The following is a 25,333-nucleotide window of genomic DNA, read 5'->3' on the forward strand; positions in this document are numbered from 1 at the left end:
ACGCCGTGACCCCCGCACCCCCGCCCCCGCTCGACGAGCTGCTCGCCCTGGCCCTGGAGGCCGCCCGGCGGGCCGGCGCCCTGCTGCGCGACGGCCGCCCCGACGACCTGGCCGTCGCCGCCACCAAGACCAGCGCCATCGATGTCGTCACCGAGATGGACATCGCCGCCGAGAAGCTGATCACCGGCTTCCTCACCGAGCACCGCCCCCAGGACGGCCTCCTCGGCGAGGAGGGCTCCGCCACCCCCGGCACCAGCGGCGTCCGCTGGGTCATCGACCCCCTCGACGGCACCGTGAACTACCTCTACGGCCTGCCGTCCTGGGCCGTCTCCATCGCCGCCGAGTACGACGGCGAGACCGTCGTCGGCGTCGTCGAGGCCCCGCTGCGCGGCGAGACCTTCCGGGCCGTCCGCGGCGGCGGTGCGTACCTGGGCGAGCGCCGGCTCGCGGTCCGCACCGCGCCCCCCTTCGACCAGGCCCTGCTCGGCACCGGCTTCGGCTACGTCCAGGCGCGCCGCGCCCACCAGGCGGAGGTCGTCCGGGAGATCCTGCCGCTGGTCAGGGACATCCGGCGCGGCGGCTCGGCCGCCATCGACCTCTGCGACGTGGCGGCCGGCCGGCTCGACGCGTACTACGAGCGCGGGCTCAACCCCTGGGACCACGCGGCGGGGGCCCTGATCGCCCGCGAGGCGGGCGCGCGCACCGGCGGACGCCCGGGAGAGCCCGAGTCCGGCGAACTGGCCGTGGCGGCCCCCGAGGGGCTCTTCGGGCCCCTCCAGGAGCTGCTCGACCGGCTGGGCGCCTGGCACGACTGAGACGGGCCCATGCCACGACACGGCGATGCCCCGGAGCCGGGAAGGCTCCGGGGCATCGCCGTGTCGTGGCTCCCGGGGGAGCGCCGACGCTCAGGCGCTCTGTGCGTAGACCGTCGCGATCTCCACGCCGTGCTCCGCGGCCAGTCGGTGCAGGTCGTCCAGCTCGGCCTGCTCGACCTCCGCGAGGTACTCGTCGCCGGTCTCGCGGGCCCGCGTGAGGTCCGACTGCGTGGTCCTGATGCGGTGCAGCAGTCCTGCGGTGAACGCGTCCATGCGCCCCTCCTCGTGGGTCCGGCGGCACGGGGGTGTGCCGAGGATGGATGGATCACGCTCTGCGACGCTCCCCGGGGGACGGAAGAGCCGTGGGCGTGCCACAGACAGGGCGTGATCGCGGGGTGTGCACTCCTCCTCCCCGGCGCCGTCCGCCGGGAAACCTCAACTGGTCCGTGATTCATGGTGAATTCTCCGTGCGCCGTGGCGAGTCCCCGCCACGCACCCGTCCCGCCCGCGCCGTGTCCCCGTCGCGTCCCCTCCCGTTCGCCGTCCCGTCACCCGCGCCCCTCCGTGACCCCCGCACCCCCGCCTTACAGCCGGTTTACGCGCGTCCGGGGCAGGATGGACACGCACAGTCAGTGTTCGAGAATCGCCCCCGGTCTGCCCGGACCGGGGCGCGCCGAGGGAAGGAAGAACGACGTGCGCGTACTCGTCGTCGAGGACGAGCAGCTGCTCGCCGATGCGGTGGCCACCGGACTGCGCCGGGAGGCCATGGCCGTCGACGTCGTGTACGACGGCGCCGCCGCCCTGGAGCGCGTGGGGGTCAACGACTACGACGTCGTCGTCCTCGACCGCGACCTTCCCCTGGTCCACGGCGACGACGTCTGCCGCAAGATCGTCGAGCTGGGGATGCCCACCCGCATCCTGATGCTCACCGCCGCCGGCGACGTCAGCGACCGCGTCGAGGGCCTGGAGCTGGGCGCCGACGACTACCTCCCCAAGCCCTTCGCCTTCACCGAGCTCACCGCGCGCGTGCGGGCCCTCGGCCGCCGCACCTCCGTGCCGCTGCCGCCCGTCCTGGAGCGCGCCGGCATCAAGCTCGACCCCAACCGCCGCGAGGTCTTCCGGGACGGCCGGGAGGTCCAGCTCGCCCCCAAGGAGTTCGCCGTCCTGGAGGTGCTGATGCGCTCCGAGGGCGCCGTCGTCTCGGCGGAGCAGCTCCTGGAGAAGGCCTGGGACGAGAACACCGACCCGTTCACCAACGTCGTCCGCGTCACCGTCATGACCCTGCGCCGCAAGCTGGGCGAGCCGCCCGTCATCGTCACCGTGCCCGGCTCCGGCTACCGGATCTGACCCGATGGCCGCGACCCCGGCGCCGCACCCGCAGGCGCCACCGAAGCCCACCTGGGACCCCAGGGACCCGGTGCGACCGCTGCTCCGGCCGACCATCCGGATACGGCTCACGCTGCTGTACGGCGGCATGTTCCTGATCGCCGGCATCCTGCTGCTGTCGATCATCTACCTGTTCACCGCGCAGGCCCTCGGCGACAGCGCGGCCCAGCTGCCGTTCAGGATCGTCAAGGGAGAGGTCCTGCCCACCACCTCGTGGTGCGTGCTGCCCGACAAGGGCACGGGCGAGCAGTTCAACGAAGCCGTGTCCGTCTGTCTGCACCAGCAGTCCGACCGGGCGCTGGAGGACCTCCTGCGCCGCTCGCTCTTCGCCCTGCTGGGTCTGAGCATCATCGCCTTCGCCTTCGGCTACGCCATGGCCGGGCGGGTGCTCTCGCCGCTCGGCAGGATCACCCGTACCGCCCGCCAGGTGGCCGGTTCCGACCTGGCCCGGCGGATCGAGCTGGACGGGCCGGACGACGAGCTGAAGGAGCTCGCGGACACCTTCGACGAGATGCTGGAGCGCCTGGAGCGGGCCTTCACCGCCCAGCAGCGCTTCGTCGCCAACGCCTCGCACGAGCTGAGGACCCCGCTGGCGATCAACCGCACGCTCCTGGAGGTGCACCTCTCCGACCCCGGGGCGCCCGTGGAGCTCCAGCAGCTCGGCAAGACCCTCCTGGCCACCAACGAGCGCAGCGAGCAGCTGGTCGAGGGCCTGCTGCTGCTCGCCCGGAGCGACAACCAGATCGTGGAGCGCAAGTCCGTCGACCTCGCCGAGGTCGCCGAGCGGGCCGTCGACCAGGTGCACAAGGAGGCCGCGGCGAAGGGCGTGGAGATCCGCGGCGAGCGGGCCCCCGTGGTCGTCCAGGGCAACGGCGTCCTCCTGGAGCGGATCGCCCTGAACCTGCTCCAGAACGCCGTGCGGTACAACGTTCCCGAGGACGGCTGGGTGGAGGTCACCACCGAGGCCCAGCACGGCCAGGCGGTGCTCGTGGTGTCCAACACGGGCCCCGTGGTCCCCGCGTACGAGATCGACAACCTCTTCGAGCCGTTCCGCAGGCTCCGCCAGGAGCGGACCGGCAGCGACAAGGGCGTCGGGCTCGGACTCTCGATCGCGCGCTCGGTGGCCCGGGCGCACGGCGGACGGATCAGCGCGGAGCCCCGGGAGGGCGGCGGGCTGGTGATGCGTGTCACTCTGCCGATCTGACACACTGCAGGGACGAAGCCCGATGTGTTCGCTTTGAGCGGAATTCGGCGAGTCCCGTCCTGAGACGGTCATGTGTGATCGATCACAAGCACGAGTGCCCGATCGACCGCGCTGCGTGACCGTGAATTCCGGGGGAAAACCCGGAAAAGTCCGGGTTTCCCGGGCGTCGGGCGGCGGAAAGTACACGGGGTGGCGCTCCACGCGGGCGCGGCGAGGACCGTGTACGGTCCGCTTCGCCACTCGTACCGATCACTCGTGAAGAGCCCGGGACGGGTGTCGATTGAGTAACAGACCTTGATGTGAGGCAAAATCTGCGCCTCAGGTCGGGCACAAGTCCGACCTCTCACGCGTTACGTGCGCTGAGACACCCGCAACCACCCAGAGGGGGAGAGCGACATGGCAACGGATTACGACACCCCACGCAAGACCGACGACGACGTCGACTCGGACAGCCTTGAGGAGCTCAAGGCCCGTCGGAACGACAAGTCGACCTCGACCGTCGACGTCGACGAGTTCGAGGCCGCAGAGGGCCTGGAGCTCCCGGGCGCCGATCTCTCGAACGAGGAACTGGCCGTCCGCGTCCTGCCCAAGCAGGCCGACGAGTTCACCTGCATGAGCTGCTTCCTGGTGCACCACCGCAGCCAGCTCGCGCGCGAGAAGAACGGCCAGCCGATCTGCCGCGACTGCGACTGAGCAGGGCGCGGCCGTGGCAGGCGACACACCGTCCCGGAAGCGGCGTCTGAGGCTTCCCGTGAAGCCCCGGACGTACAAGGGCGGCACAGGCCCGACGGAGGGCGCCCAGGAGGCTCCCGACGCCGAGCGGGCCGCCCCTCTGCCCTCCCTCGGCGTGGCGGACGACGAGCGAGGCCCCACGGCCTCGCTCGAAGCTGCCGCCGCCCCCGGACCGGACCAGGCCTCGCTCCCCGCGGAGCGGGACCCCGAAGGGTCCGCGGACCCCGAGGCGGCGGAGGACCGTGACGACCGCGGGCGCGGGAAGCGCGGCGCCGTCAGACGGCTGGCCGACCCGGCGCGCACCCAGCTCGACCGCATCAGGATCGACGCCTCGCGCATCGACGCCGTCCGCCGCAGCGTGGAGGGCGTCAGACAGGGCGTGAAGCGGAGCGGCGACGGAGCCAAGGCGGGCATCGGCTATCTGGCCGACCGGCTGATCGACCTGGCCCCGCGCGTCCCCGTCCGCGACCTCGCGACCCTGCGCAAGCAGTTCCCCGGGCTCGGCCCCGAGGAGCTGGCCGACAAACTGGTCTTCGGCGCGGCCAACGCGAGCTCGACCGTCGGTGCCGGCATCGGTGCCGCCGCCATGCTCCCCGTGCCGCCGGCCATGCCGGCCGAGCTGGCCGCGGAGATCACCGGCGTCGCCGCCATCGAACTCAAGCTCATCGCCGAGCTGCACGAGGTCTACGGACTCCGGCCGCCCGGCACCCTGCCCCAGCGCTCGGCCGCCTATCTGACCTCCTGGGCCGAGGAGCGGGGCATCGACCCCACCAAGCCCACGACGATCAACGCGGCCCTCGGCGGGCAGCTCAAGCGCGAACTGCGCCAGCAGATCATGAAGCGCATGGTCCGCAACCTGCCGAACCTCACCCCGTTCATGGTGGGCGCCGCCGTCGGCGCGGTCATGAACCGGCGCGACACCAGGAAGCTCGCCGGGCACATCCGCAAGGACCTCAGGGCCCGCCGGGTGCCCTGGGAGAAGCTGGTGGAGCTGCCGCCGCTGGAACAGCCCGACAACCCCAAGGAACTGGGTTTCTAGCGCGCTCCGGGCCGTCCAGGGCCGCCACCGGGCGGCCCGCGGTCCCTTCCCGGGCCAGGCCTCGCCTCCCGGGCCCAGGCCTCGCCTCCCCGGCGCGGCTCAGGCCTCGCCGCGTACCGCCTCCACGGCGGCCGCCAGGCCCTCCGGGTCACGGCTCGACAGGTACAGGTACGGCGTCGGGTCCGCCGGGTCCGTGACCTCGATCCGCACCGCCCGCGGCACATAGCTCCGCATCAGCATGAAGGCGCGCGGATCGGCCTTGTGCGAGCGCCAGGCGCGCGCCTCCTCCTCGTCGAGCACCTCGACCGCCCCCAGCGCCGACACCGGCACCCGGGCCTCGCCCGCCACCAGCGAACCGGCCACCACACGGATCCGGGCCGAGCCGTACGAGGACGCCGCCACACCGGCCGCCACGCCCGCCACGATCAGCCCGCCCAGCGCCGGCACCGTCCCCAGCGGGAAGGTGACGAGACCGCCGGAGAGCGCGAGCAGCGCGACGATCACCCACCACGAACCGGGCACGGTCAGCCGCTCGTCGAAGCGCGGCGCCGCCGGGGACGCGGAGGACTCGGGGGACGGGGCGGGAGACGGTGCGGAAGGCTGCATGCGTCCAAGCTTGGCACGGCGCGACCCGCCTCCGACCGCGCGGGTAAGGTCTGGGCCTGTGACTGCAACATCTGCCGCCCTCACCCCGCCGGCCGACGCCGTGGCGCCGACCCGCCACCCGGACGCGCCCGCCCCCGGCGAGGCGCTCGGCTCGCACTACGGCCACTGTTTCGGGTGCGGCGACGGACAGCCCCACGGGCTCCACCTGGACGCGCGCGCGGGAGAGGGCGTGACCGTCACCGCCGAGTTCACCGTGACCGCCGACCACCAGGGCGCCCCCGGCCTCGCCCACGGCGGCGTGCTCGCCACCGCGCTCGACGAGACCCTCGGCTCCCTGAACTGGCTGCTCCGCGTCATCGCCGTGACCGGCCGCCTGGAGACCGACTTCCGCCGGCCCGTCCCGGTCGGCACCGTCCTCCACCTCCAGGCCGAGGTCACCGCAGTCCACGGCCGCAAGATCTACTCGACCGCCACCGGCCGGATCGGCGGCCCCGACGGGCCCGTCGCCGTCCGCGCCGACGCCATGTTCGTCGAGGTCAAGGTCGACCACTTCATCGACAACGGCCGGCCGGAGGAGATCCAGGCCGCCATGGCCGATCCCGACCAGCTCCGGCGCGCCCGCGCCTTCGAGGTGAACCCCTGATGCGCCCTCCCGTCGACGTGCTGATCCGCCGGGTGGACCCGGACGTGCCGATCCCGGCCTACGGCCACCCCGGCGACGCCGGCGCCGACCTCGTCACCACCGAGGCCGCCGTCCTCGCCCCCGGGGAGCGCGCCGTGCTGCCCACCGGGGTCTCCATCGCCCTCCCGGACGGCTACGCCGCCTTCGTCCACCCGCGGTCGGGACTGGCCGCGCGCTGCGGAGTCGCGCTCGTGAATGCCCCAGGGACGGTCGATGCCGGGTACCGTGGAGAGATCAAGGTGATCGTGGTCAATCTCGACCCGCGCGAGAGTGTGCGGTTCGAGCGCTTCGACCGGATTGCCCAACTGGTCGTCCAGCAGGTCGAGAAGGTGCGCTTCCACGAGGTGGCGGAGCTTCCCGGCTCGGCGCGGGCCGAGGGGGGCTTCGGGTCCACCGGCGGTCATGCCGCCGTGGACGGCACGACGGGTGGGAATCGATACGCTTCGGTCGTATCCGACCGGGAAGGACAGTGACGTGTTCGGACGTCGCAAGAAGAGCGGTGCCGCCGACACGGCGGGCGAGGCCGAGCAGGTCGTCGACGCCGTGGACGGCGAGGACGCCGCGGACGCGGCCGACCAGCCGCGCAAGGTGAACCTTCCGCCGGCGCCCCGGCCCGACGGTCCCTGGGACATCTCCGAGGTCGCCAAGCCCGACGAGGGCCGCGTCGACCTCGGCGGGCTCTACGTCCCCGGTGTCGAGGGCATGGAACTCCGCGTGGAGGTGGCGGGCGACGCGATCGTCGCCGCGACCATCGTGCTGCGCGACAGCGCCGTGCAGCTCCAGGCGTTCGCCGCGCCCAAGAAGGAAGGCATCTGGGGCGAGGTCCGCGAGGAGATCGCCACCGGCATCGTCCAGCAGGGCGGTGCGATCGACGAGGTCGAGGGCCCGCTCGGCTGGGAGCTGCGCGCGCAGGTCCCCGTCCAGCTGCCCGACGGCAACCGCGGCGTGCAGATCGTGCGCTTCGTCGGCGTCGACGGCCCGCGCTGGTTCCTGCGCGGCGTCATCTCCGGCCAGGGCGCGGTGCAGCCCGAGGCGGCCGGCCTCCTGGAGCAGATCGTCCGGGACACCGTCGTCGCCCGCGGTGACGGCCCGATGGCCCCGCGCGACCCGATCGTCCTCAAGCTGCCGAACGACGCGCAGATGGTGCCGGACGGCGTCCAGCAGGAGGAGCAGGCCGGGTCCCGCTTCTCCGGCGGCATGGGCCAGCTGCAGCGCGGCCCGGAGATCTCCGAGATCCGCTGACGCGTCCCCCCGGGGACAGCGGGAACAGCGGAAAGAGCCGTTCCGGTGGGCCGTCGCCCGTACGCACGACGTACGGGCGACGGCCCACCTGCGCGTTTCCACGGCGTTCCCGCGTCCCCTACGGGTCCCCCAGGCGTCCGCAGTACGGGACGCGGCGTCCGGACTTCGGGGTCGGGTCGGGGTACCCGGCTCTGGTCCCGGTACGGGCGGCCGACCATACTGGAGCGCAGATGTTCGAGGAGGGGGACGCAGATGAGCGAGAACAGCACGCGGTCCGCGACGGCCGTCGTCGAGGACCCGGCCGGGGGGCCGATGATCCGGGTCGAGGGGCTGCGCCGTACGTTCGGCGAGGGCGAGGCCGCCGTCCACGCCCTCAAGGGCGTCTCCTTCGAGATCCCGCGCGGTGAGCTGGTCGCCCTCAAGGGCCGCTCCGGCTCCGGCAAGACCACCCTGCTCAATCTGGTCGGCGGGCTCGACAGCGCCGACGGCGGCCGGATCGTCATCGACGGCACCGACCTCTCCACCCTCGGCGAGGACGGCCTCCTGGAGCTGCGCCGGGACCGGATCGGCTTCATCTTCCAGTCCTTCGGCCTGCTGCCCATCCTCTCCGCCGCCGAGAACGTCGGCGTCCCGCTGCGGCTGCGGAAGGCGGACCCCGCCGAGCGGGAGAAGCGGGTCTCCCTGCTGCTCGCGCTCGTCGGCCTCGCCGACCACGCCGACCAGCGTCCCGGCGAGCTCTCCGGCGGCCAGCAGCAGCGGGTCGCCATCGCCCGCGCCCTCGCCAACAAGCCGGCCCTGCTCATCGCCGACGAGCCGACCGGCCAGCTCGACGCCGAGACCGGCCTCGCCGTGATGGAGCTGCTGCGGGCCGTGGTCCGCAGCGAGGGCTGCACCGCCCTCGTGGCCACCCACGACCACCAGCTGCTCGGTCTCGCCGACCGGGTGCTCGAACTGCGCGACGGGGAGATAGCCGAGGCCTGAGCCCGCCGGCGGCGCGGCGGGCCGGGCCGGCACCCGCCGACCGCGGCCGACCACCGTGCCGACGGGCATCAGGATCACGTCAATACCGCATCGGGGTGTTCCTCCGCGTGCGGAATGTCCGATCAGCCGGACGTATGGTCGGTCCATGGGACGTGGCAAGCTTCGGATCTACCTCGGCGCGGCACCCGGCGTCGGCAAGACCTACGCCATGCTCGCCGAGGCCCACCGCAGGGTCGAGCGGGGCACCGACTGCGTCGTCGGCTTCGTCGAGCACCACGGCCGGCCGCGCACCGAGGTCCTGCTGCACGGCCTGGAGCAGCTGCCCCGCCGCGAGCTCGAATACCGCGGCGCCGTCTTCACCGAGATGGACGTCGACGCCGTCCTGGCCCGCCGCCCCGCCGTCGCCCTCGTCGACGAGCTCGCCCACACCAACGTCCCCGGCTCACGGAACTCCAAGCGCTGGCAGGACGTCGCCGAACTGCTCGCCGCAGGCATCGACGTCGTCTCGACCGTGAACATCCAGCACCTGGAGTCGCTCGGCGACGTCGTCGAGTCGATCACCGGCGTCCGGCAGCAGGAGACCGTCCCCGACGAGATCGTCCGCCGCGCCGACCAGATCGAACTGGTCGACATGTCGCCCGAGGCGCTCCGCCGCCGCATGGCGCACGGCAACGTCTACACCCCCGACAAGGTCGACGCCGCCCTCTCCAACTACTTCCGCCCCGGCAACCTCACCGCCCTGCGCGAGCTCGCCCTCCTCTGGACCGCCGACCGGGTCGACGAGTACCTCCGGCGGTACCGGGGCGAGCACAACATCCGCTCCACCTGGCAGGCCCGCGAGCGGATCGTCGTCGGCCTCACCGGCGGCCCCGAGGGCCGCACCCTGATACGGCGCGCCACCCGGCTCGCCGAGAAGGGCGCGGGTGGCGAGGTCCTCGCCGTCTACATAGCGCGCAGCGACGGCCTCACCGCCGCCTCGCCGAAGGAGCTGGCCGTCCAGCGCACCCTCGTCGAGGACCTCGGCGGCACCTTCCACCACGTCATCGGCGACGACATACCGACCGCGCTCCTGGAGTTCGCCCGCGGGGTCAACGCCACCCAGATCGTCCTCGGCTCCAGCCGCCGCCGCACCTGGCAGTACGTCCTCGGGCCCGGCGTCGGCCAGACCGTCGCCCGCGAGTCCGGGCCCGACCTGGACGTCCACATCGTCACCCACGGCGAGGTCGCCAAGGGCCGGGGCCTCCCGGTCGCCCGCGGCGCCCGCCTCGGCCGCTCCCGGATCCTCGGCGGCTGGCTCGTCGGCGTGGCCGGCCCGGTGGCGCTCGCCCTGCTCCTCACCCACACCGACGCCGACCTCGGCCTCGCCAACGACATGCTGCTCTTCCTGGCGCTGACCGTCGGCTCCGCCCTGCTCGGCGGCTTCCTGCCGGCGCTCGCCTCGGCGGCCGTCGGCTCCCTGCTCCTGAACTGGTTCTTCACCCCGCCGATCCACCGGATCACCATCGCCGACCCGCTGAACATCGTGGCCATCGCGGTCTTCTTCGGCGTCGCGATGGCCGTCGCCTCCGTCGTCGACCTCGCCGCCCGCCGCACCCACCAGGCCGCCCGGCTGCGCGCCGAGTCCGAGGTGCTCTCCTATCTGGCGGGCAGCGTGCTGCGCGGCGAGACCAGCCTCGACGCCCTCCTGGAACGGGTCCGCGAGACCTTCTCCATGGAGTCCGTCGCCCTGCTCGAACGGGCCGACGGCGCCGAGCCCTGGAACCGGGCCGCCGCCGTCGGACCCCACCCGGCCGCCCGCCCCGAGGACGCCGACGTGGACATGCCGGTCGGCGACCACCTCGCCCTCGCCCTCAGCGGCCGGGTGCTGCCCGCCGAGGACCGCCGGGTGCTCGGCGCCTTCGCCGCCCAGGCCGCCGTCGTCCTCGACCGGCAGCGGCTCGTCGGCGAGGCCGAGGAGGCCCGCAAGCTGGCCGAGGGCAACAAGATCCGCACCTCGCTCCTCGCCGCCGTCAGCCACGACCTGCGCACCCCCCTCGCCGGCATCAAGGCCTCCGTCACCTCCCTGCGCTCCGACGACGTCGAGTGGTCCGAGGAGGACCGGGCCGAGCTCCTGGAGGGCATCGAGGCCGGCGCCGACCGCCTCGACCACCTCGTCGGCAACCTCCTCGACATGTCCCGCCTCCAGACCGGCACGGTCACCCCGCTGATCCGCGCCGTCGACCTCGACGAGGTCGTCCCCATGGCCCTGGGCGGCGTCCCGGACGGCAGCGCCGAGGCCGACGTCCCCGAGACCCTGCCGATGGTCGAGGTCGACAAGGGCCTGCTGGAACGGGCCGTCGCCAACATCGTCGAGAACGCCGTGAAGTACAGCCCCGAGGGCGTCCCCGTGGCCGTCACCGCCAGCACCCTCGGCGACCGGGTCGAACTCCGGGTCGTCGACCGCGGCCCCGGCGTCCCCGACGAGTCCAAGGACGGCATCTTCGAGCCCTTCCAGCGCTTCGGCGACGCCCCGCGCGGCTCCGGCGTCGGCCTCGGGCTCGCCGTCGCCCGCGGCTTCGTGGAGGCCATGGGCGGCACCCTCGGCGCCGAGGACACCCCGGGCGGCGGCCTCACCATGGTCCTCACCCTGCGGGCCGCGGGCCCCGCCGCCCCGCCGCCCGCCGCCGAGCTGCCGGCCCACACCATGGGCTGAGCCCGCGCCCCCCGTCCCGTACACCGCCCGGGAACGCCGTACCCGCCCCCGTACCCGGGGACCCCGTACCGCGGCCCCGCACCCCCTCCGTACCGCAGGAACAGCAGAGAGAGAAGGAAGGCCCCCGACATGACCCGGGTCCTCGTGGTCGACGACGAGCCACAGATCGTCCGCGCCCTGGTGATCAACCTCAAGGCGCGGAAGTACGAGGTCGACTCCGCCCCCGACGGCGCCACCGCCCTCAAGCTCGCCGCCGAGCGCCACCCCGACGTCGTCGTCCTCGACCTCGGCCTGCCCGACATCGACGGCGTCGACGTCATCAAGGGGCTGCGCGGCTGGACCCGGGTCCCGATCATCGTGCTCTCCGCCCGGCACACCTCCGACGAGAAGGTCAAGGCCCTCGACGCCGGCGCCGACGACTACGTCACCAAGCCCTTCGGCATGGACGAGCTCCTCGCCCGGCTGCGCGCCGCCGTCCGCCGCGCCGAGCCCGTCGGCGGCGGCGAGGACGGGGTCGTCGTGGTCGAGACCGCGGACTTCACCGTCGACCTCGCCGCCAAGAAGGTCCACCGCGACGGGCGGGACGTCCGGCTCACCCCCACCGAGTGGCACCTCCTGGAGGTCCTGGTCCGCAACGGCGGCCGCCTCGTCAGCCAGAAGCAGCTCCTCCAGGAGGTTTGGGGCCCCTCCTACGGCACCGAGACCAACTACCTGCGGGTCTACATGGCCCAGCTGCGCCGCAAGCTGGAGACCGACCCCTCGCACCCGCGCCACTTCGTCACCGAGCCGGGGATGGGGTACCGCTTCGAACGTTGAGACGGGCCCGTTCCCGTGTCGGCCGCGGCCGGTACGCTTTTGGGTATGAGTGCTGCACCCCGTACCGACAAGCCGGCAGGCCGGTTCCGCCGGATGCTCGACCGGCTCTCCTCCTCGCCGGAGGACCTGGAGTCGGAGGAGCTCCAGGAGGACACGGCCGCCTCGGGCTGCACGCGGATCTCCGACTGCGACGACCGCGAGATAGTCAAGGTCACTGGTACCTTGCGCACGGTCACGCTGCGCCCCAGGGCCGGTGTCCCGGCCCTGGAGGCCGAGCTGTTCGACGGCACGGCGCCGCTGGACGTCGTCTGGCTGGGCCGGCGCTCCATCGTGGGCATCGAGCCGGGCCGCAAGCTGATCGCCTCCGGCCGGATCTCCATGAGCCACGGCCGGCGGGTCCTCTTCAACCCCAAATACGAGCTCCGACCGCTCGGACAGGAGTAGCCGGTGACGTCCGTCGACAAGCCGACCACCGCACCGCCGACCCCGGACCAGGACGCCCGGACCGACAGGGCGGTGACCGAGGCCGCGCTCTTCGAGGCGTTCGGCGGCGTCCGCGGCATGGTCGAGACGGTCCTGCCCGGACTGCTCTTCGTCACGATCTACACGATCAACAAGGACCTGAAGAGCTCGGCCGTCGCCGCGCTCGCCGTCTCCCTGCTGCTCGTCGTCGTCCGGCTCGTCCGCCGCGACACCGTCAAGCACGCCTTCAGCGGGGTCTTCGGCGTCGGCTTCGGCGTCGTCTTCGCGATGATGACCGGGAACGCCAAGGACTTCTACCTCCCGGGCATGGTGTACACGCTGGGCCTCGGCCTCGCGTACATCGTCACCACGCTCGCCGGCGTCCCGCTGATCGGCCTCATCCTCGGCCCGGTCTTCAAGGAGAACCTCTCCTGGCGGACCCGGAACCCCGGCCGGAAGAAGGCCTACGCGAAGGCCAGCTGGGCCTGGGGCCTGATCCTGCTCGCCAAGTGCGCGATCCTCTTCCCGCTCTACTGGTGGGCCGACACCACCCAGCTCGGCTGGGTCCTCGTCGCCCTGAAGATCCCGCCCTTCCTGCTCGCGGTCTACCTCACCTGGGTCTTCCTGGCCAAGGCGCCGCCGCCGATCGACGTCTTCGCGGAGATGGAGGCCGAGGAGAAGGCCCAGAAGGAGCGCGAGGCCGCGGCCGCCCGCACCCCCGAGGTGTAACCGCCTCCGGCACGCCGGGCACGCCGGGCACGCCGGGCACGCCGGGCACGCCGGGCGGGCCGTCGTACCGTACGACGAAGGGCCCGGGACCTGTGAGGTCCCGGGCCCTTCCGCGTACCGTACGGCGCTGCTACTCCGCCGGCTCCCGGCGGACCTGGAGGAGCTCCTCCAGCTGCTCCTCGCGGGCCTGCGCCGCCACGAACAGGAGCTCGTCGCCGGCCTCCAGGGTCTCCTCGGGGCTCGGCGTCAGCACCCGTGAACCGCGGATGATCGTCACGAGCGAGGTGTCCTGCGGCCAGGCGACCTCGCCCACCTGCGTACCGGCCACCGCCGACTCCGGCGGCAGCGTCAGCTCCACCAGGTTGGCGTCGCCGTGGCTGAAGCGCAGCAGCCGGACCAGGTCGCCGACGCTCACCGCCTCCTCCACCAGGGCCGACATCAGACGCGGGGTGGAGACGGCGACGTCCACGCCCCAGGCCTCGTTGAACAGCCACTCGTTCTTCGGGTTGTTCACCCGGGCGACCACCCGGGGGACCCCGTACTCGGTCTTCGCGAGCAGCGAGACGACCAGGTTCACCTTGTCGTCGCCGGTGGCCGCGATGACCACGTTGCAGCGCTGCAGCGCCGCCTCGTCCAGCGAGGTGATCTCACAGGCGTCGGCGAGCAGCCACTCCGCCTGCGGCACCCGCTCCACCGAGATGGCGGTCGGCGCCTTGTCGATGAGCAGGACCTCGTGGCCGTTCTCCAGGAGTTCGCCGGCGATGGAACGGCCCACCGCGCCCGCGCCCGCAATCGCGACCCGCATCAGTGACCGCCCTCCTCGGGGCCCTCCGCGAAGGCCGCCTCGACCTTCGTGATCTCGTCCGTGCGCATCATCACGTGCACCAGATCGCCTTCCTGGAGCACCGTCTGCGAGCTCGGGATGACCGCCTCGCCCAGCCGGGTGAGGAAGGCGACCCGCACACCGGTCTCGTCCTGGAGCCGGCTGATCTTGTGCCCGATCCAGGAGGGGGAGGTGTGCACCTCGGCGAGCTGCACGCCGCCGCTCGGGTCGCTCCACAGCGGCTCCGCGCCCGAGGGCAGCAGCCGGCGCAGCATCTGGTCGGCGGTCCAGCGGACGGTCGCCACCGTCGGGATGCCGAGCCGCTGGTAGACCTCGGCGCGCCGGGGGTCGTAGATCCGCGCGGCGACGTTCTCGATGCCGAACATCTCGCGCGCCACCCGGGCCGCGATGATGTTGGAGTTGTCACCGCTGCTCACCGCGGCGAAGGCACCGGCCTCCTCGATCCCCGCCTCGCGCAGGGTGTCCTGGTCGAAGCCCACGCCGGTCACACGGCGGCCTCCGAAGCCGGAGCCCAGGCGGCGGAAAGCCGTCGGGTCCTGGTCCACGACGGCGACCGTGTGGCCCTGCTGCTCCAGGGTCTGCGCGAGAGCGGCTCCCACTCGCCCGCAGCCCATGATGACGATGTGCACGTCCCCGTTACCCCGCACTCCTGATCGCCTTGCTGACCTGCGAAAACACCCTGCTCACAACTTTCCTCGCCCGATCGGCCCGGGCCGTGGCGGACAACGCCCTGCCGGGTTGTCCGGTCCGAGCTTAAGCGGCAACCCTGGCCCGGACCTCATCCGAGGTGATACTCAGGGAGATTCGGTGCCGATCGGGGGTGCCGGTGCGCTTGGCTGTTTTCGAACGCTTACGATCCTCTGCGTGTCCAAACTGACCGACGTGCCCAAACGGATCCTGATCGGGCGGGCCCTGCGCAGCGACAAGCTGGGCGAGACCCTTCTCTCCAAGCGGATCGCCCTCCCCGTCTTCGCCTCCGACCCCCTCTCGTCGGTGGCGTACGCACCGGGTGAGGTGCTCCTCGTCCTCTCCGTCGCCGGTCTGTCGGCCTACCACTTCAGCCCGTGGATCGCGCTGGCCGTCGTCGTCCTGATGTTCACGGTCGTCGCCTCGTACCGGCAGAACGTGCACGCCTACCCGAGCGGCGGCGGCGACTACGAGGTCGCGACCACCAACCTCGGGCCGAAGGCCGGTCTCACCGTCGCGAGCGCCCTGCTCGTCGACTACGTCCTCACCGTCGCCGTGTCGATCTCCTCCGGCATCGAGAACCTCGGCTCCGCGGTCCCCTTCGTCGTCGAGCACAAGGTCGCCTGCGCCGTCGGCGTGATCGTCCTCCTCACCCTGATGAACCTCCGGGGCGTGAAGGAGTCCGGCAGCCTCTTCGCCATCCCGACGTACGTCTTCGTCTTCGGCGTCTTCTGCATGATCGCCTGGGGCGCCTGGCGGGGCATCGTCCTCGACGACACCATGAAGGCCCCGACGGCCGACTTCGAGATCAAGCCCGAGCACCAGGGCCTCGCCGGCTTCGCGCTGGTCTTCCTGCTGCTGCGCGCCTTCTCCTCCGGCTGCGCCGCCCTCACCGGCGTCGAGGCGATCTCCAACGGCGTGCCCGCCTTCCGCAAGCCGAAGTCGAAGAACGCCGCCACCACCCTCGCGCTCATGGGCGGCCTCGCCGTCACCATGTTCTGCGGCATCATCTTCCTGGCCATGGCCACCGACGTCCGGATGGCCGAGAAGCCCGCCGAGGACCTGCTCCACAACGGGGTCCCGGTCGGCGAGGGATACGTCCAGGACCCGGTCATCTCCCAGGTCGCGGCCGCCGTCTTCGGCGACGGAACGTTCTTCTTCGTGCTGCTCGCCGCCGCCACCGCGCTCGTCCTCTTCCTGGCCGCCAACACCGCGTACAACGGCTTCCCGCTCCTCGGCTCGATCCTCGCCCAGGACCGCTACCTGCCGCGCCAGCTGCACACCCGCGGCGACCGGCTCGCCTTCTCCAACGGCATCGTGCTCCTCGCGGGCGCCGCCGCGCTCCTCGTCTGGATCTACGGCGCGGACTCCACCCGCCTCATCCAGCTGTACATCGTCGGCGTCTTCGTCTCCTTCACGCTCAGCCAGATCGGCATGGTCCGGCACTGGAACCGGCACCTGAAGACCGAGCGCGAGCCCGCCAAGCGCCGCCACATGATCCGCTCCCGCGCGATCAACGCCTTCGGCGCCTTCTTCACCGGCCTCGTCCTCGTCGTCGTCCTCGCCACCAAGTTCACCCACGGCGCCTGGGTCGCCCTGCTGGGCATGGTGATCTTCTACGTGACGATGACCGCGATCCGCCGCCACTACGACTCCGTCGCCGACGAGATCGCCGCCGCCGAGCAGCGCCCCGACGAGTACGTCCGCCCCTCCCGGGTCCGCTCCATCGTCCTCGTCTCCAAGCTGCACAAGCCGACCCTCCGGGCCCTCGCCTACGCGAAGCTGCTGCACGCCAACGAGCTGGAGGCGCTGACCGTCAACGTCGACCCGGCCGAGACCAAGGCGCTCAAGGAGGAGTGGGAGCGGCGCGGCATCAACGTGCCGCTGAAGATCCTCGACTCGCCGTACCGCGAGATCACCCGGCCGGTCATCGAGTACGTGAAGAACCTCCGCAAGGAGAGCCCGCGCGACGCCGTCTCGGTCTACATCCCCGAGTACGTCGTCGGCCACTGGTACGAGCACCTGCTCCACAACCAGTCCGCGCTCCGCCTCAAGGGCCGGCTCCTCTTCACCCCCGGCGTCATGGTCACCTCCGTCCCGTACCAGCTCCAGTCCTCCGAGGCCGCCAAGCGCCGGGCCCGGAAGCGGCAGGACTGGAACGCGCCCGGCTCGGTCCGCCGCGGCCCGGTCGAGAAGGCCAAGAAGGAACCGACCGCGAAGAGCAACTAGACTGGTGGGCTGCTGTCCGAACAGCAGCCCCCTTTCTTTTCCTCCCCCCTCTGTCTCTGGAGCCCCCGATCATGCAGAACACCCCTGTGAAGTCCCTGATCGGGGAGGAGTACGAGGTCGAGGTCGGCCCGGTGGCCCACGGCGGCCACTGCATCGCCCGCACGGAGGAGGGCCGCGTCCTCTTCGTGCGCCACGCCCTGCCGGGCGAGCGCGTCCGGGCCCGCGTCACCGAGGGCGACGAGAGCAGCCGCTTCCTGCGCGCCGACGCCGTCGACGTCCTCGACGCCTCCAAGGACCGCATCGAGGCCCCCTGCCCCTTCGCCGGCCCCGGCAAGTGCGGCGGCTGCGACTGGCAGCATGCCAAGCCGGGCGCCCAGCGCCGCCTCAAGGGCGAGGTCATCGCCGAGCAGCTGCAGCGGCTCGCCGGCCTCACCCCGGAGGAGGCCGGCTGGGACGGCACGGTCGTCCCCGCGGAGGGCGACAAGCTCCCGGCGGGCGAGGTCCCGCAGTGGCGCACCCGCGTCCAGTACGCCATCGACACCGAGGGCCGCGCGGGCCTGCGCAAGCACCGCTCGCACGAGGTCGAGGTCATCGACCACTGCATGATCGCGGCGCAGGGCGTCTCGGAGCTCGGCATCGAGGCACGGACCTGGGAGGGCATGGCCACCGTCGAGGCGATCGCCGCCTCCGGCTCGAACGACCGCCAGGTCATCCTCACCCCCCGCCCCGGCGCCCGCCTCCCGCTGGTGGAGCTGGACAAGCCCGTCTCCGTCCTCCGCGTCGACGAGAAGGACGGCGGCGTCCACCGCGTCCACGGCCGCGCCTTCGTCCGCGAGCGCGCCGACGAGCGCACCCACCGCGTCGGCAGCGGCGGCTTCTGGCAGGTCCACCCGAAGGCCGCCGACACCCTGATGAAGGCCGTCATGCAGGGCCTCCTCCCGCGCAAGGGCGACACCGCGCTCGACCTCTACTGCGGCGTCGGCCTCTTCGCCGGCGCCCTCGCCGACCGCGTCGGCGAGCAGGGCGCTGTCCTCGGCATCGAGTCCGGCAAGCGCGCCGTCGAGGACGCCCGCCACAACCTGGCCGGCTTCCCGCGCGTCCGCGTCGAACAGGGCAAGGTCGAGTCGGTCCTCCCGCGCACCGGCATCACCGAGGTCGACCTCATCGTCCTCGACCCCCCGCGCGCCGGCGCCGGCAAGCAGACCGTCCACCACCTCGCCGGCCTCGGCGCCCGCCGCATCGCCTACGTCGCCTGCGACCCGGCCGCCCTCGCCCGCGACCTCTCCTACTTCGCCGAACGCGGCTACCGGGTCCGGACGCTGCGCGCTTTCGACCTCTTCCCGATGACCCACCACGTGGAGTGCGTCGCGATCCTTGAGCCGGTGAAGAAGGACGCCTGACCTGGGGTTTCTTGGCTTCGGGAGGCAGCCCGACCTGTTTTCGGACCGGCAACAGGTGGAAGGTGGTGCTCGCAGCTGAGGCCCCTTGACCTGCCGTTCTGGGGGCGGGCGCATTGGGAGGTCAAGATCGCGGCCGCGCACCCCGGAACAGGACAAGCGCCTTCCCTGGAAGCTCGGATGTGAAGGGCTCTGCACTCGCGAGTACAAGACCGGCACCGACCAGATCCGGGCGTGGCCGTACTGATTTCGGCGGGCTCCGATGTGCAGATGTCACTGTGTGCGATGGCGTGCTGGGTAGGCGAGTGCTCGGCTCGGACGAAAGCGGGCTCGGGCGCTGCCGCCCGAGCCGCCTGCCGACGCACTGGGCCAACGGCGGGACTGCGCGGAGCGCCTACAGATTTCGCCGACCCCCGCTGGATAGGTACCGCTGGCGGATTCCGGCCTTCATGAAGGCACAGCTTGTCGAGGTGGTCGGGCAGGTAGACCCCGGAGAGCCCGGATCGGTCATCGTTCGGCATCGGACCGGAGACCGGGGCGGTCTACTTCGTCATGTTGGACGGGGAGGCGTGGTTCGACAACTCGGGTGTCGACCTCTGGCTCGACGTCCTTCGCTATTACGGCAGCCGTCACCGCCTCAGAGCTTCTCGGCGAGCCGGACGGCCCCGAGGAGTACCTCTCGAAAGAAGAGAATCCCGTTCGCGCGCAAGGCGGAAGGCTGTGTCGGCTCAAAAACAAAATTGCATGCTGCCGTAGCCGTGCGGCCGGGCACGCATACCTTCGTCCCGTCAGAAGCGCTGTCGCTGAAGGATCGAGGGGAGTCGTAGCATGCAGCACAGGAGTCTGCTCTTCATTCTGGTCATCCAGGCCGCTGCGATCGTCGGCCTGTTGGCCGGCATCATCCAGTTCGCTGATGGGGGACAGCTGATGGGGGCGATCAAGTACGGCGGCGTGGCCTTCGCGGGTGCCATGGGGCTGGGCATTTCGACCGTCACCTGGCTGAAGCCGTCATGACGTTGTCCGCGCGGCACGGCTCGTCAGGGTTAAGAGGAGTGTGGCGCGCGTTGGACGCGTTGTGCGCCGCCTCAGCGCCGGAATCGGCCCACCAGCTCGCCCTCCAGGTGATCTTCCTGAGATCGTGGCCCGCACCCGATGGGGCAGGGCTCGACCGATCCTTCGGACCCGCGGAGCCTGCGTTGAACAGAGCATGGGCACTTCTGGAGTTCGGCCGTCTGTCCGACCCGGTGGCCCGTAGGGCCGTCCAGTCCCGCAGGCTGCACGGAGAGGCCGACCGCGCGCTCGCCGCGCTGATCACCCAGGTCGGCCGACTGGAACAGCCCGCAGACCTGTTCGACGCGTGCCTTGACCGGTACTCGTCCCGGTTCGGGGCGGGAGGGGACTATTACACCCCCCGCCCGCTGGCCCGGCTCATGGCCGGCCTGGCCGCGCCCCAGCCCGGAGAAAGCGTCCTTGACCCCGTCTGTGGAAGCGGAAGGCTCCTGGTTGCCGCAGACGAGTGGGCGCGCGGAAAGGAGCACGGGCCCGGTGTGCTGACGGTGCACGGCCGGGACATCCGTCCTGAGGCCCGTCGCGCCGCAGCGATGAATCTGACGCTCGGCGGCCTGCATTTCGACCTGGGCGGTGAAGCAGTCGACAGCCTGCACGCCGGTCCGACCGGCCTGTCCCCCGACATCGTTCTCGCCAACCCACCTCTGAACGTCAAGGACTGGGGATACCAGGAGCTGAGCCGAGACCCACGGTGGAGCCTCGGCCCTCCGCCGAAGGGAAACGCGAACTTCGCCTGGCTACAGCACGCCGTGCACGAGCTGACGGCTCAAGGGCGGGCAGTTGTACTGCTTCCGGACAGTTCGACGAGGGGGCTCAACACGGCGGAGTCGTACATCCGCCGCCGTCTGGTGGAGCGCGACCTGCTGGCCGGAGTGGTGGCCCTGCCCTCGGGGCTCTTCCCCCACACGAGGACGGGCACGACCCTTTGGCTGATCGCCAGGGACAAGAGCCCGAGCCCACACTGGGGCCGGAATTCCAGGGTGGGCGAAGTGCTCCTGGCGGACGCGCGCCGACTGGGCGGCACCCTCACTGACCTGGCGGCCGGCTCTCACCACGCGGACGAGATCATCGATCGGATCTGCCAGGTCTTCGCGAACTGGAGAGGAACCTCCACAGCCCAGGAGGGCGGAACCGGGCAAGTCGACTGGTGCCGCTCTGTGAACCATGACGACATCGCACGCCGTGGCTACGACCTCGGCCCGGGCGGCTACTTACAGAAGGCGCTCACGAGCATCGAGGACGCAGTGTCTGCGGCCGAGCACCGACATCCGAAAGACGCGCTGTACGAGCATTTCGAGCACGCCCTGCGCATGAGCGAGCAGCTCCGGGACGTACTCGGGACGGAACCGGCGAAGTGGGTGCAGGAGTGAAGCGCACAAGGGTAGACGGCGGATTCGACGAGCCGGGGTGGATCACCTGCGAGCTGGCCGAAATACCCGGAGTCGAGTCGGTTTCCTACGGCGTGGTGCGCCCAGGTGGGCACGACCCGGAGGGCGTCCCCATGATCCGGGCCCGCGACATCGCGGATGGAGCCGTGGGAACGAGCGACCTTGCACGGATCAGCCCGGACGTGCACCGGCAGAACCGGCGGACGTCACTTCGGGTGGACGATCTCCTCGTCGTGCTGGTCGGGAGGATCGGGGACACCGCAGTCGCCGGTCCGGACAACAACGACTGGAACGTCGCCCGATCAGTCGCCGTCATCCGGTTCACCCCGGCCGGACTGACCCACGGCATCGATATCTGGATTCGCTGGTGGCTCGGCACGCCCCGCGCCCGAGACCTGCTGCGGGTGGGATCCGCCGGCGCTGAGCACGCGACGCTCCCTCTCGCCGACCTCAAACAGCTTCCCGTTTCGCTTCCGCCGCGCCATCTTCGTGAGCGGATCCTGCAGACGATGGACCTTGCGCAACGGAAGATGGCGCTGAACGCGAAGATCGCCGATCGCGCGACCGAACTCGCGGACGCGTACTTCGGCCGTTTCGCGCAGGGCCACGCCCGTGGCGACGTACACCGGACAGGAGTGACTGTCGCGGACGTGGGCCAGGTAATCGGTGGTGCTCCCCAGGCCGGAGCGCTCGACGGTGGTCGAGCCATCGCGTGGGCATCGCCGAGGGAGGTACTCAACAACAGGACGGTTCATCTGGACCGGACTGCTGGAGTCACCTGGGCGTCACGTGATGTGGCCTGCGCACCGGGGACGCTGATGGTCGCACCACGGCCGGGCGAAGTCAGAACGGTCGCTGCGGCGATGCCTGTCGTTCCCGGGCGCGGCATGCTGGCGATCTGCACGGGAATCGAGGCGGACCGGATGTGGCTGCTGCACGAGTTGCGCGCCAGAAGCAAGGAGCTGGTCGCCACGGCGCAAGGAGAACAAGCGCGTGCGATGAGCCGGAAGGCGTTCTCGAAGTTCCCCCTGTTGTGGCCGCCGGAGGAGGTACGAGAACGGTTCGCCGGTATCGCCGCTCCGCTCCACTCCCGATCCCTCGAGGCCCTCAGGGAGACCCGCGCGCTCCAGGAACTGGTCGTGTTCGAAATGACCCAGCATGCGTCAGTCGAGAGGTGAGTAATGTGCCCCTACAGGGCGAGCAGCAGACAGCAGCCTCCAGCTTGTTGCGGAAGGTCACGAAGACCCTGCGCGGAACCATGGACACGGTCCGCTACAAGAGCGTCGTCCTGACACTGCTCTACCTTCGGTCCGTGTCCTGGGAGTTCGAGCAGGCACGACGATGGGCAGAGGCGGAGGGACTGCGCGAGGAACACCTCCTTCATGGCGTCAGAGGACAGCGGTGGATCCCTCCCCTGGCTCGTTGGGACACCCTCATTCGGCGTGTCCGGGATCCTGACGACGATCCGGTGACGGCCCTCGACGAGGCACTCGACGCCATGCGGCGAAGCGATGGTGATCTCGCCGACCTCTTTCCGCCCGCCGACGCCCTCATCGGAGACATGCGGCGATCGCAGGTCACCGAACTGTTCACCATCCTCGAAGAGCCCCTCGACGCCGCGTCGTACGAGAACCTTCTCGGAGAGTTCGCCCGTTTCGAAGGCAAGAAGGGCGGGGAGTTCCACACGCCGAGGAGTGTGGTGCGCCTTCTCGTCGAGACGTTGCAGCCGGAGCGTGGACGTGTGTACGACCCATGCTGCGGTTCCGGCGGGATGCTGATCCAGACGGCGAGGTTCGTGGAGGAGCAAGGGGGCGATCCGGATGCGGACATGGCGTACTACGGGCAGGAGGCGAATGTTAGGAGTTGGCAACTGGCGCGGATGAACCTGCACGTCAACGGCGTGCAGGCAGATGTGCGCCGCGCCGATGCGCTTGAGCGTGACCCGGTTTGGAGCCTCAAGGCGGACTGGGTGTTGGCCAACCCGCCCTTCAACATGCGGGACTGGGCGCGCGATGAGGGCGTTCTGCACTGGCGCTACGGGGTTTCGCCGCATAGCAACGCGAACTTCGCCTGGTTGCAGCACGCTGTCGACAGGCTAAGTGATCAAGGGAGTGCCGGCCTCGTACTGGCGAACGGTTCCATGTCATCCAAGCAGATGGGCGAAGACGAGATCCGCCGGGCGATGGTCGAGGGCGACCTGGTTGCGTGTGTCGTGGTGCTGCCTCCCCAGCTCTTTTCGATCACTCTGAAGTCGGCGTGTGTCTGGATCCTGACCAAGGACAAGTCGCCCCAGGGAAAGGCTGGTCTGACGGACCGTCGTGGTCAGACGCTGTTCATCGATGCCCGCGCCATGGGTGACATGGTCGGGCGAGCCCATCGCGTACTGACGAACAGTCAGCGATCGGAGATTGCCGGCGCCTACCACGCCTGGCGCGGAACGGGTCGTCGAGGCGCCGTATACCAAGATGTGCCTGGCTTCTGCCGTTCCGTAGGGGGAGATGAGATCCGGCGAAACCGGCACATCCTCACGCCGGGCCGATATGTCGGCGGGGCGCCCTTGGAGGCCCCGGCCCCCGGTGGCGGGCAGGGCGACGGGCTCATTGGCAAACTGGAGCGTGAGCTTCTCGAGCTGCTGGAGCGATCCGATCAACTGGCAGGGCGGATCCGTCTCCATCTGGACACGTGAGCTCGCCCAGTGAGGAGTGATCCAAGCGCTTCATCTGCCATCTGACGCTGGAACGGGAGGGCGTTGACCAGGCCCTGCCCGTGTACGACGAAACGCTGGGGCGGTCCTGGACCGGTACGGGCACGACGCGCGGCCGCCGCCGCGGGGTGCGCTGCAGGCCGTCGTGTTGCACTACATCGTCACGGAGTTACGCGCCCCCTCGGGCTGGCAGGCGAAGAGGCGCCGGATGCGGCCAAGACCATCTCGCGCTGTGCCTCTCCGACGGCCGGCTCTACATCGGTGAGATCACCGGAGGTGAGGTTCCCCTCGTAGCGTGGAGTCCGTGACAGCAGGGGATGTTGGTTGTCATGGCGGAGAAGCGTCGCAAGTTCACGGCGGAGTTTCGTGAGGGGGCGGTACGCATCGTGACGGAGACCGGGAAGCCGGCCCCCGAGGTCGCGAAGAACCTGGCGATCAACGAGACGACCCTGGCGAGCTGGGTCTCGCGGGCGAAGTGGTCCGGGAAGGCCGCGCCGGAGGACAAGGACGCGTTGGTCGCCCGGCTGACGGCGGAGAACGCGGCGTTGAAGAAGGAGAACAAGGAACCGGGGATGGAGCGCGATGTCCTCAAACGCTGCATGGTCCTGTGGGTGAAGTAGCTGCGGCGGCCCCGGCCGCCGTGGCCGGGGTGATCAGCGATAACAGGACCGAGCACGGCATCCCGCACACTGTCTCCTGCCGCGCTCTCGGCGTGAGCGAGTCATGGTTCTACAAGTGGCGCGATCGCAGACCCACCGGGCGTGAACTGCGCAGGCAGCGGCTGGCTGACGAGATCAAGGAGATCTTCACCGAGTCCGGTGGTACCTACGGATCACCGAAGATCTTCATCCTGCTGGTCCGCCAGGGCTGGCGGATATCTGTGAACACCGTCGCGAAGCTGATGGCGGGACTCGGCCTCGTCGCTCGGAAAGTGAGACGCCGAAGCGGGCCGGCCAGGCCGGGGAAGCGGCCGGCTGCACCGGACTTCGTCCAGCGGGACTTCACCGCCGAGGAACCCGACCTCGTCTGGGCGGGCGACATGATGGAGATCGTCACCGAAGAGGGCAAGCTCTACCTCGCCACGGTCGTCGACCTGTGCTCCCGGCGACTGCTCGGCTACGCAATGGGATGGGCGCCCACCACGACGCGGACCTGGTAGTTGCCGCGCTGAACGTGGCAGCGGCCACCCTCGGCGGTGACGTCCGCGGTGTGATCTTCCATTCGGACCGCGGCAGCGAGTACGGCTCGCGGAAGTTCGCCCGCGCCTGCCGCCGACTGGGAGTGACGCGGTCCATGGGCCGGGTCGGCTCGTGCTTCGACAACGCCGTCAGCGAGGCGTTCAACAGTGTCCTCAAGGTCGGGTACGTCCAGAGCCACACGTTCCGCACCCGCACCGAGGCCCGGATCAGGATCGCCACCTGGATCACCGACTTCTACAACGCCCGCCGACTGCACAGCGTGTGCGGGTTCAAGAGCCCGATCGACTACGAGAACGAGTACTGGGCCGGCCTCACCGTGGGACTGGCTGCATAGGAAGGACTCCACAGTTCGAGGGGATTGACAGGCGGTCGGAGTGCACAGGCGGCTGAGTGTGTCCGACCGCCGGGAACACGGGGCCTCCGGTAGCCGC

At 70.9% G+C, this 25,333-nt stretch carries 26 protein-coding genes; 22 read left to right on the forward strand and 4 right to left on the reverse strand.

The genetic code is table 11. The annotated features are described in order from the left end of the window. Nucleotides 1-5: 5 nt before the first annotated feature. Nucleotides 6-815, forward strand: a complete 810-nt coding sequence (locus tag ABZ621_RS25865) for an inositol monophosphatase family protein (RefSeq protein ID WP_360608457.1) — start codon at nucleotides 6-8, stop codon at nucleotides 813-815. A gap of 90 nt (nucleotides 816-905) precedes the next feature. Here ABZ621_RS25865 and ABZ621_RS25870 read toward each other — a convergent pair whose 3' ends face one another. Beyond that, nucleotides 906-1,088, reverse strand: coding sequence for a hypothetical protein (locus ABZ621_RS25870; protein ID WP_360608459.1), 183 nt, complete (start codon nucleotides 1,086-1,088; stop codon nucleotides 906-908). Nucleotides 1,089-1,508: 420 nt separating this feature from the next. Between ABZ621_RS25870 and ABZ621_RS25875 the strand changes: the two genes are divergently transcribed. The 4 genes from ABZ621_RS25875 to ABZ621_RS25890 all read left to right on the forward strand — a co-directional run bounded on the left by ABZ621_RS25875 (nucleotide 1,509) and on the right by ABZ621_RS25890 (nucleotide 5,176). After that, nucleotides 1,509-2,162 carry a response regulator transcription factor gene (locus ABZ621_RS25875; protein WP_360608461.1) on the forward strand — a complete coding sequence of 218 codons (654 nt, stop codon included), beginning with the start codon at nucleotides 1,509-1,511 and terminating at the stop codon, nucleotides 2,160-2,162. Between the two features lie 4 nt (nucleotides 2,163-2,166). Further along, on the forward strand, nucleotides 2,167-3,405 hold the full coding sequence (locus ABZ621_RS25880) for a HAMP domain-containing sensor histidine kinase (protein WP_360608463.1): 1,239 nt from the start codon (nucleotides 2,167-2,169) through the stop codon (nucleotides 3,403-3,405). Between the two features lie 396 nt (nucleotides 3,406-3,801). Then, on the forward strand, nucleotides 3,802-4,098 hold the full coding sequence (locus tag ABZ621_RS25885; protein WP_003955561.1) for a DUF4193 domain-containing protein: 297 nt from the start codon (nucleotides 3,802-3,804) through the stop codon (nucleotides 4,096-4,098). 58 nt (nucleotides 4,099-4,156) lie between these two features. Next, nucleotides 4,157-5,176 (forward strand): hypothetical protein, encoded by a 1,020-nt coding sequence (locus ABZ621_RS25890; RefSeq protein WP_360608465.1) that lies wholly within the window; start codon nucleotides 4,157-4,159, stop codon nucleotides 5,174-5,176. 99 nt (nucleotides 5,177-5,275) lie between these two features. Here ABZ621_RS25890 and ABZ621_RS25895 read toward each other — a convergent pair whose 3' ends face one another. Beyond that, nucleotides 5,276-5,782, reverse strand: coding sequence for a DUF3093 domain-containing protein (locus ABZ621_RS25895; protein WP_360608467.1), 507 nt, complete (start codon nucleotides 5,780-5,782; stop codon nucleotides 5,276-5,278). 58 nt (nucleotides 5,783-5,840) lie between these two features. On the opposite strand from ABZ621_RS25895, the gene ABZ621_RS25900 reads away from it, so the two are divergent. The 8 genes from ABZ621_RS25900 to ABZ621_RS25935 all read left to right on the forward strand — a co-directional run bounded on the left by ABZ621_RS25900 (nucleotide 5,841) and on the right by ABZ621_RS25935 (nucleotide 13,386). Next, nucleotides 5,841-6,425 carry a PaaI family thioesterase gene (locus tag ABZ621_RS25900; RefSeq protein ID WP_189955336.1) on the forward strand — a complete coding sequence of 195 codons (585 nt, stop codon included), beginning with the start codon at nucleotides 5,841-5,843 and terminating at the stop codon, nucleotides 6,423-6,425. Further along, nucleotides 6,425-6,937, forward strand: coding sequence for a dUTP diphosphatase (gene dut, locus ABZ621_RS25905; RefSeq protein WP_043230240.1), 513 nt, complete (start codon nucleotides 6,425-6,427; stop codon nucleotides 6,935-6,937). The genes ABZ621_RS25900 and dut overlap by 1 nt, the downstream gene beginning before the upstream one ends. Nucleotide 6,938: 1 nt before the next feature. Then, nucleotides 6,939-7,706 carry a DUF3710 domain-containing protein gene (locus ABZ621_RS25910; protein WP_360608470.1) on the forward strand — a complete coding sequence of 256 codons (768 nt, stop codon included), beginning with the start codon at nucleotides 6,939-6,941 and terminating at the stop codon, nucleotides 7,704-7,706. A 252-nt stretch (nucleotides 7,707-7,958) separates the two neighbouring features. After that, nucleotides 7,959-8,687, forward strand: a complete 729-nt coding sequence (locus ABZ621_RS25915; protein ID WP_360608472.1) for an ABC transporter ATP-binding protein — start codon at nucleotides 7,959-7,961, stop codon at nucleotides 8,685-8,687. A 145-nt stretch (nucleotides 8,688-8,832) separates the two neighbouring features. After that, nucleotides 8,833-11,379, forward strand: coding sequence for a sensor histidine kinase KdpD (locus ABZ621_RS25920; protein WP_360608474.1), 2,547 nt, complete (start codon nucleotides 8,833-8,835; stop codon nucleotides 11,377-11,379). A 129-nt stretch (nucleotides 11,380-11,508) separates the two neighbouring features. Next, nucleotides 11,509-12,195 (forward strand): response regulator, encoded by a 687-nt coding sequence (locus ABZ621_RS25925; protein WP_360608476.1) that lies wholly within the window; start codon nucleotides 11,509-11,511, stop codon nucleotides 12,193-12,195. 45 nt (nucleotides 12,196-12,240) lie between these two features. Further along, a complete protein-coding gene (locus ABZ621_RS25930; protein ID WP_360608478.1) occupies nucleotides 12,241-12,639 on the forward strand; it encodes an OB-fold nucleic acid binding domain-containing protein in 399 nt (132 codons plus the stop codon). A 3-nt stretch (nucleotides 12,640-12,642) separates the two neighbouring features. Further along, nucleotides 12,643-13,386: a DUF3159 domain-containing protein gene (locus ABZ621_RS25935; RefSeq protein WP_360608480.1), complete on the forward strand. Its 744-nt coding sequence runs from the start codon at nucleotides 12,643-12,645 to the stop codon at nucleotides 13,384-13,386. Between the two features lie 130 nt (nucleotides 13,387-13,516). Here the strand turns inward: ABZ621_RS25935 and ABZ621_RS25940 are convergent, their stop codons facing one another. Both ABZ621_RS25940 and ABZ621_RS25945 read right to left on the reverse strand, forming a co-directional pair. Next, entirely contained in the window at nucleotides 13,517-14,191 is a 675-nt protein-coding gene (locus ABZ621_RS25940; RefSeq protein WP_169094115.1) for a TrkA family potassium uptake protein, read from the reverse strand. Next, nucleotides 14,191-14,859 carry a TrkA family potassium uptake protein gene (locus ABZ621_RS25945; protein WP_360608482.1) on the reverse strand — a complete coding sequence of 223 codons (669 nt, stop codon included), beginning with the start codon at nucleotides 14,857-14,859 and terminating at the stop codon, nucleotides 14,191-14,193. The genes ABZ621_RS25940 and ABZ621_RS25945 overlap by 1 nt, the downstream gene beginning before the upstream one ends. Nucleotides 14,860-15,094: 235 nt before the next feature. Between ABZ621_RS25945 and ABZ621_RS25950 the strand changes: the two genes are divergently transcribed. The 9 genes from ABZ621_RS25950 (at nucleotide 15,095) to ABZ621_RS25990 (ending at nucleotide 25,236) form a co-directional block, all read left to right on the forward strand. After that, nucleotides 15,095-17,146 (forward strand): APC family permease, encoded by a 2,052-nt coding sequence (locus ABZ621_RS25950; protein WP_360608484.1) that lies wholly within the window; start codon nucleotides 15,095-15,097, stop codon nucleotides 17,144-17,146. Nucleotides 17,147-17,217: 71 nt separating this feature from the next. Further along, the gene (locus ABZ621_RS25955; protein WP_360608486.1) at nucleotides 17,218-18,546 is read left to right on the forward strand and encodes a TRAM domain-containing protein; all 1,329 of its coding nucleotides are present in this window, start codon (nucleotides 17,218-17,220) and stop codon (nucleotides 18,544-18,546) included. An 825-nt stretch (nucleotides 18,547-19,371) separates the two neighbouring features. Then, nucleotides 19,372-19,557 carry a hypothetical protein gene (locus tag ABZ621_RS25960; protein WP_360608488.1) on the forward strand — a complete coding sequence of 62 codons (186 nt, stop codon included), beginning with the start codon at nucleotides 19,372-19,374 and terminating at the stop codon, nucleotides 19,555-19,557. Between the two features lie 182 nt (nucleotides 19,558-19,739). Continuing rightward, nucleotides 19,740-20,981, forward strand: coding sequence for an N-6 DNA methylase (locus ABZ621_RS25965; RefSeq protein WP_360608490.1), 1,242 nt, complete (start codon nucleotides 19,740-19,742; stop codon nucleotides 20,979-20,981). Then, a complete protein-coding gene (locus tag ABZ621_RS25970) occupies nucleotides 20,978-22,177 on the forward strand; it encodes a hypothetical protein (protein ID WP_360608492.1) in 1,200 nt (399 codons plus the stop codon). The genes ABZ621_RS25965 and ABZ621_RS25970 overlap by 4 nt, the downstream gene beginning before the upstream one ends. A gap of 5 nt (nucleotides 22,178-22,182) precedes the next feature. Continuing rightward, nucleotides 22,183-23,685, forward strand: a complete 1,503-nt coding sequence (locus ABZ621_RS25975; protein WP_360608494.1) for an N-6 DNA methylase — start codon at nucleotides 22,183-22,185, stop codon at nucleotides 23,683-23,685. A 347-nt stretch (nucleotides 23,686-24,032) separates the two neighbouring features. Continuing rightward, nucleotides 24,033-24,323 (forward strand): transposase, encoded by a 291-nt coding sequence (locus tag ABZ621_RS25980; RefSeq protein WP_360608496.1) that lies wholly within the window; start codon nucleotides 24,033-24,035, stop codon nucleotides 24,321-24,323. A gap of 92 nt (nucleotides 24,324-24,415) precedes the next feature. Next, nucleotides 24,416-24,862, forward strand: coding sequence for an IS3 family transposase (locus tag ABZ621_RS25985; RefSeq protein WP_360608498.1), 447 nt, complete (start codon nucleotides 24,416-24,418; stop codon nucleotides 24,860-24,862). Beyond that, nucleotides 24,832-25,236 carry an integrase core domain-containing protein gene (locus ABZ621_RS25990; RefSeq protein ID WP_360608500.1) on the forward strand — a complete coding sequence of 135 codons (405 nt, stop codon included), beginning with the start codon at nucleotides 24,832-24,834 and terminating at the stop codon, nucleotides 25,234-25,236. The genes ABZ621_RS25985 and ABZ621_RS25990 overlap by 31 nt, the downstream gene beginning before the upstream one ends. Nucleotides 25,237-25,333 lie beyond the last annotated feature (97 nt).

The sequence above is a fragment of the Streptomyces sp. NPDC007863 genome, assembly GCF_040633895.1.
GTDB lineage: Bacteria > Actinomycetota > Actinomycetes > Streptomycetales > Streptomycetaceae > Streptomyces.

What these genes read in the sequence shown, in the direction of transcription:
- ABZ621_RS25870 (WP_360608459.1), bottom strand. Translation starts at nt 1,088, where the DNA reads ATGGACGCGTTCACCGCAGGACTGCTGCACCGCATCAGGACCACGCAG.
- ABZ621_RS25880 (WP_360608463.1), top strand. Translation starts at nt 2,167, where the DNA reads ATGGCCGCGACCCCGGCGCCGCACCCGCAGGCGCCACCGAAGCCCACC.
- ABZ621_RS25885 (WP_003955561.1), top strand. Translation starts at nt 3,802, where the DNA reads ATGGCAACGGATTACGACACCCCACGCAAGACCGACGACGACGTCGAC.
- ABZ621_RS25895 (WP_360608467.1), bottom strand. Translation starts at nt 5,782, where the DNA reads ATGCAGCCTTCCGCACCGTCTCCCGCCCCGTCCCCCGAGTCCTCCGCG.
- dut (WP_043230240.1), top strand. Translation starts at nt 6,425, where the DNA reads ATGCGCCCTCCCGTCGACGTGCTGATCCGCCGGGTGGACCCGGACGTG.
- ABZ621_RS25915 (WP_360608472.1), top strand. Translation starts at nt 7,959, where the DNA reads ATGAGCGAGAACAGCACGCGGTCCGCGACGGCCGTCGTCGAGGACCCG.
- ABZ621_RS25920 (WP_360608474.1), top strand. Translation starts at nt 8,833, where the DNA reads ATGGGACGTGGCAAGCTTCGGATCTACCTCGGCGCGGCACCCGGCGTC.
- ABZ621_RS25925 (WP_360608476.1), top strand. Translation starts at nt 11,509, where the DNA reads ATGACCCGGGTCCTCGTGGTCGACGACGAGCCACAGATCGTCCGCGCC.
- ABZ621_RS25930 (WP_360608478.1), top strand. Translation starts at nt 12,241, where the DNA reads ATGAGTGCTGCACCCCGTACCGACAAGCCGGCAGGCCGGTTCCGCCGG.
- ABZ621_RS25940 (WP_169094115.1), bottom strand. Translation starts at nt 14,191, where the DNA reads ATGCGGGTCGCGATTGCGGGCGCGGGCGCGGTGGGCCGTTCCATCGCC.
- ABZ621_RS25955 (WP_360608486.1), top strand. Translation starts at nt 17,218, where the DNA reads ATGCAGAACACCCCTGTGAAGTCCCTGATCGGGGAGGAGTACGAGGTC.
- ABZ621_RS25960 (WP_360608488.1), top strand. Translation starts at nt 19,372, where the DNA reads ATGCAGCACAGGAGTCTGCTCTTCATTCTGGTCATCCAGGCCGCTGCG.
- ABZ621_RS25980 (WP_360608496.1), top strand. Translation starts at nt 24,033, where the DNA reads ATGGCGGAGAAGCGTCGCAAGTTCACGGCGGAGTTTCGTGAGGGGGCG.
- ABZ621_RS25990 (WP_360608500.1), top strand. Translation starts at nt 24,832, where the DNA reads ATGGGCGCCCACCACGACGCGGACCTGGTAGTTGCCGCGCTGAACGTG.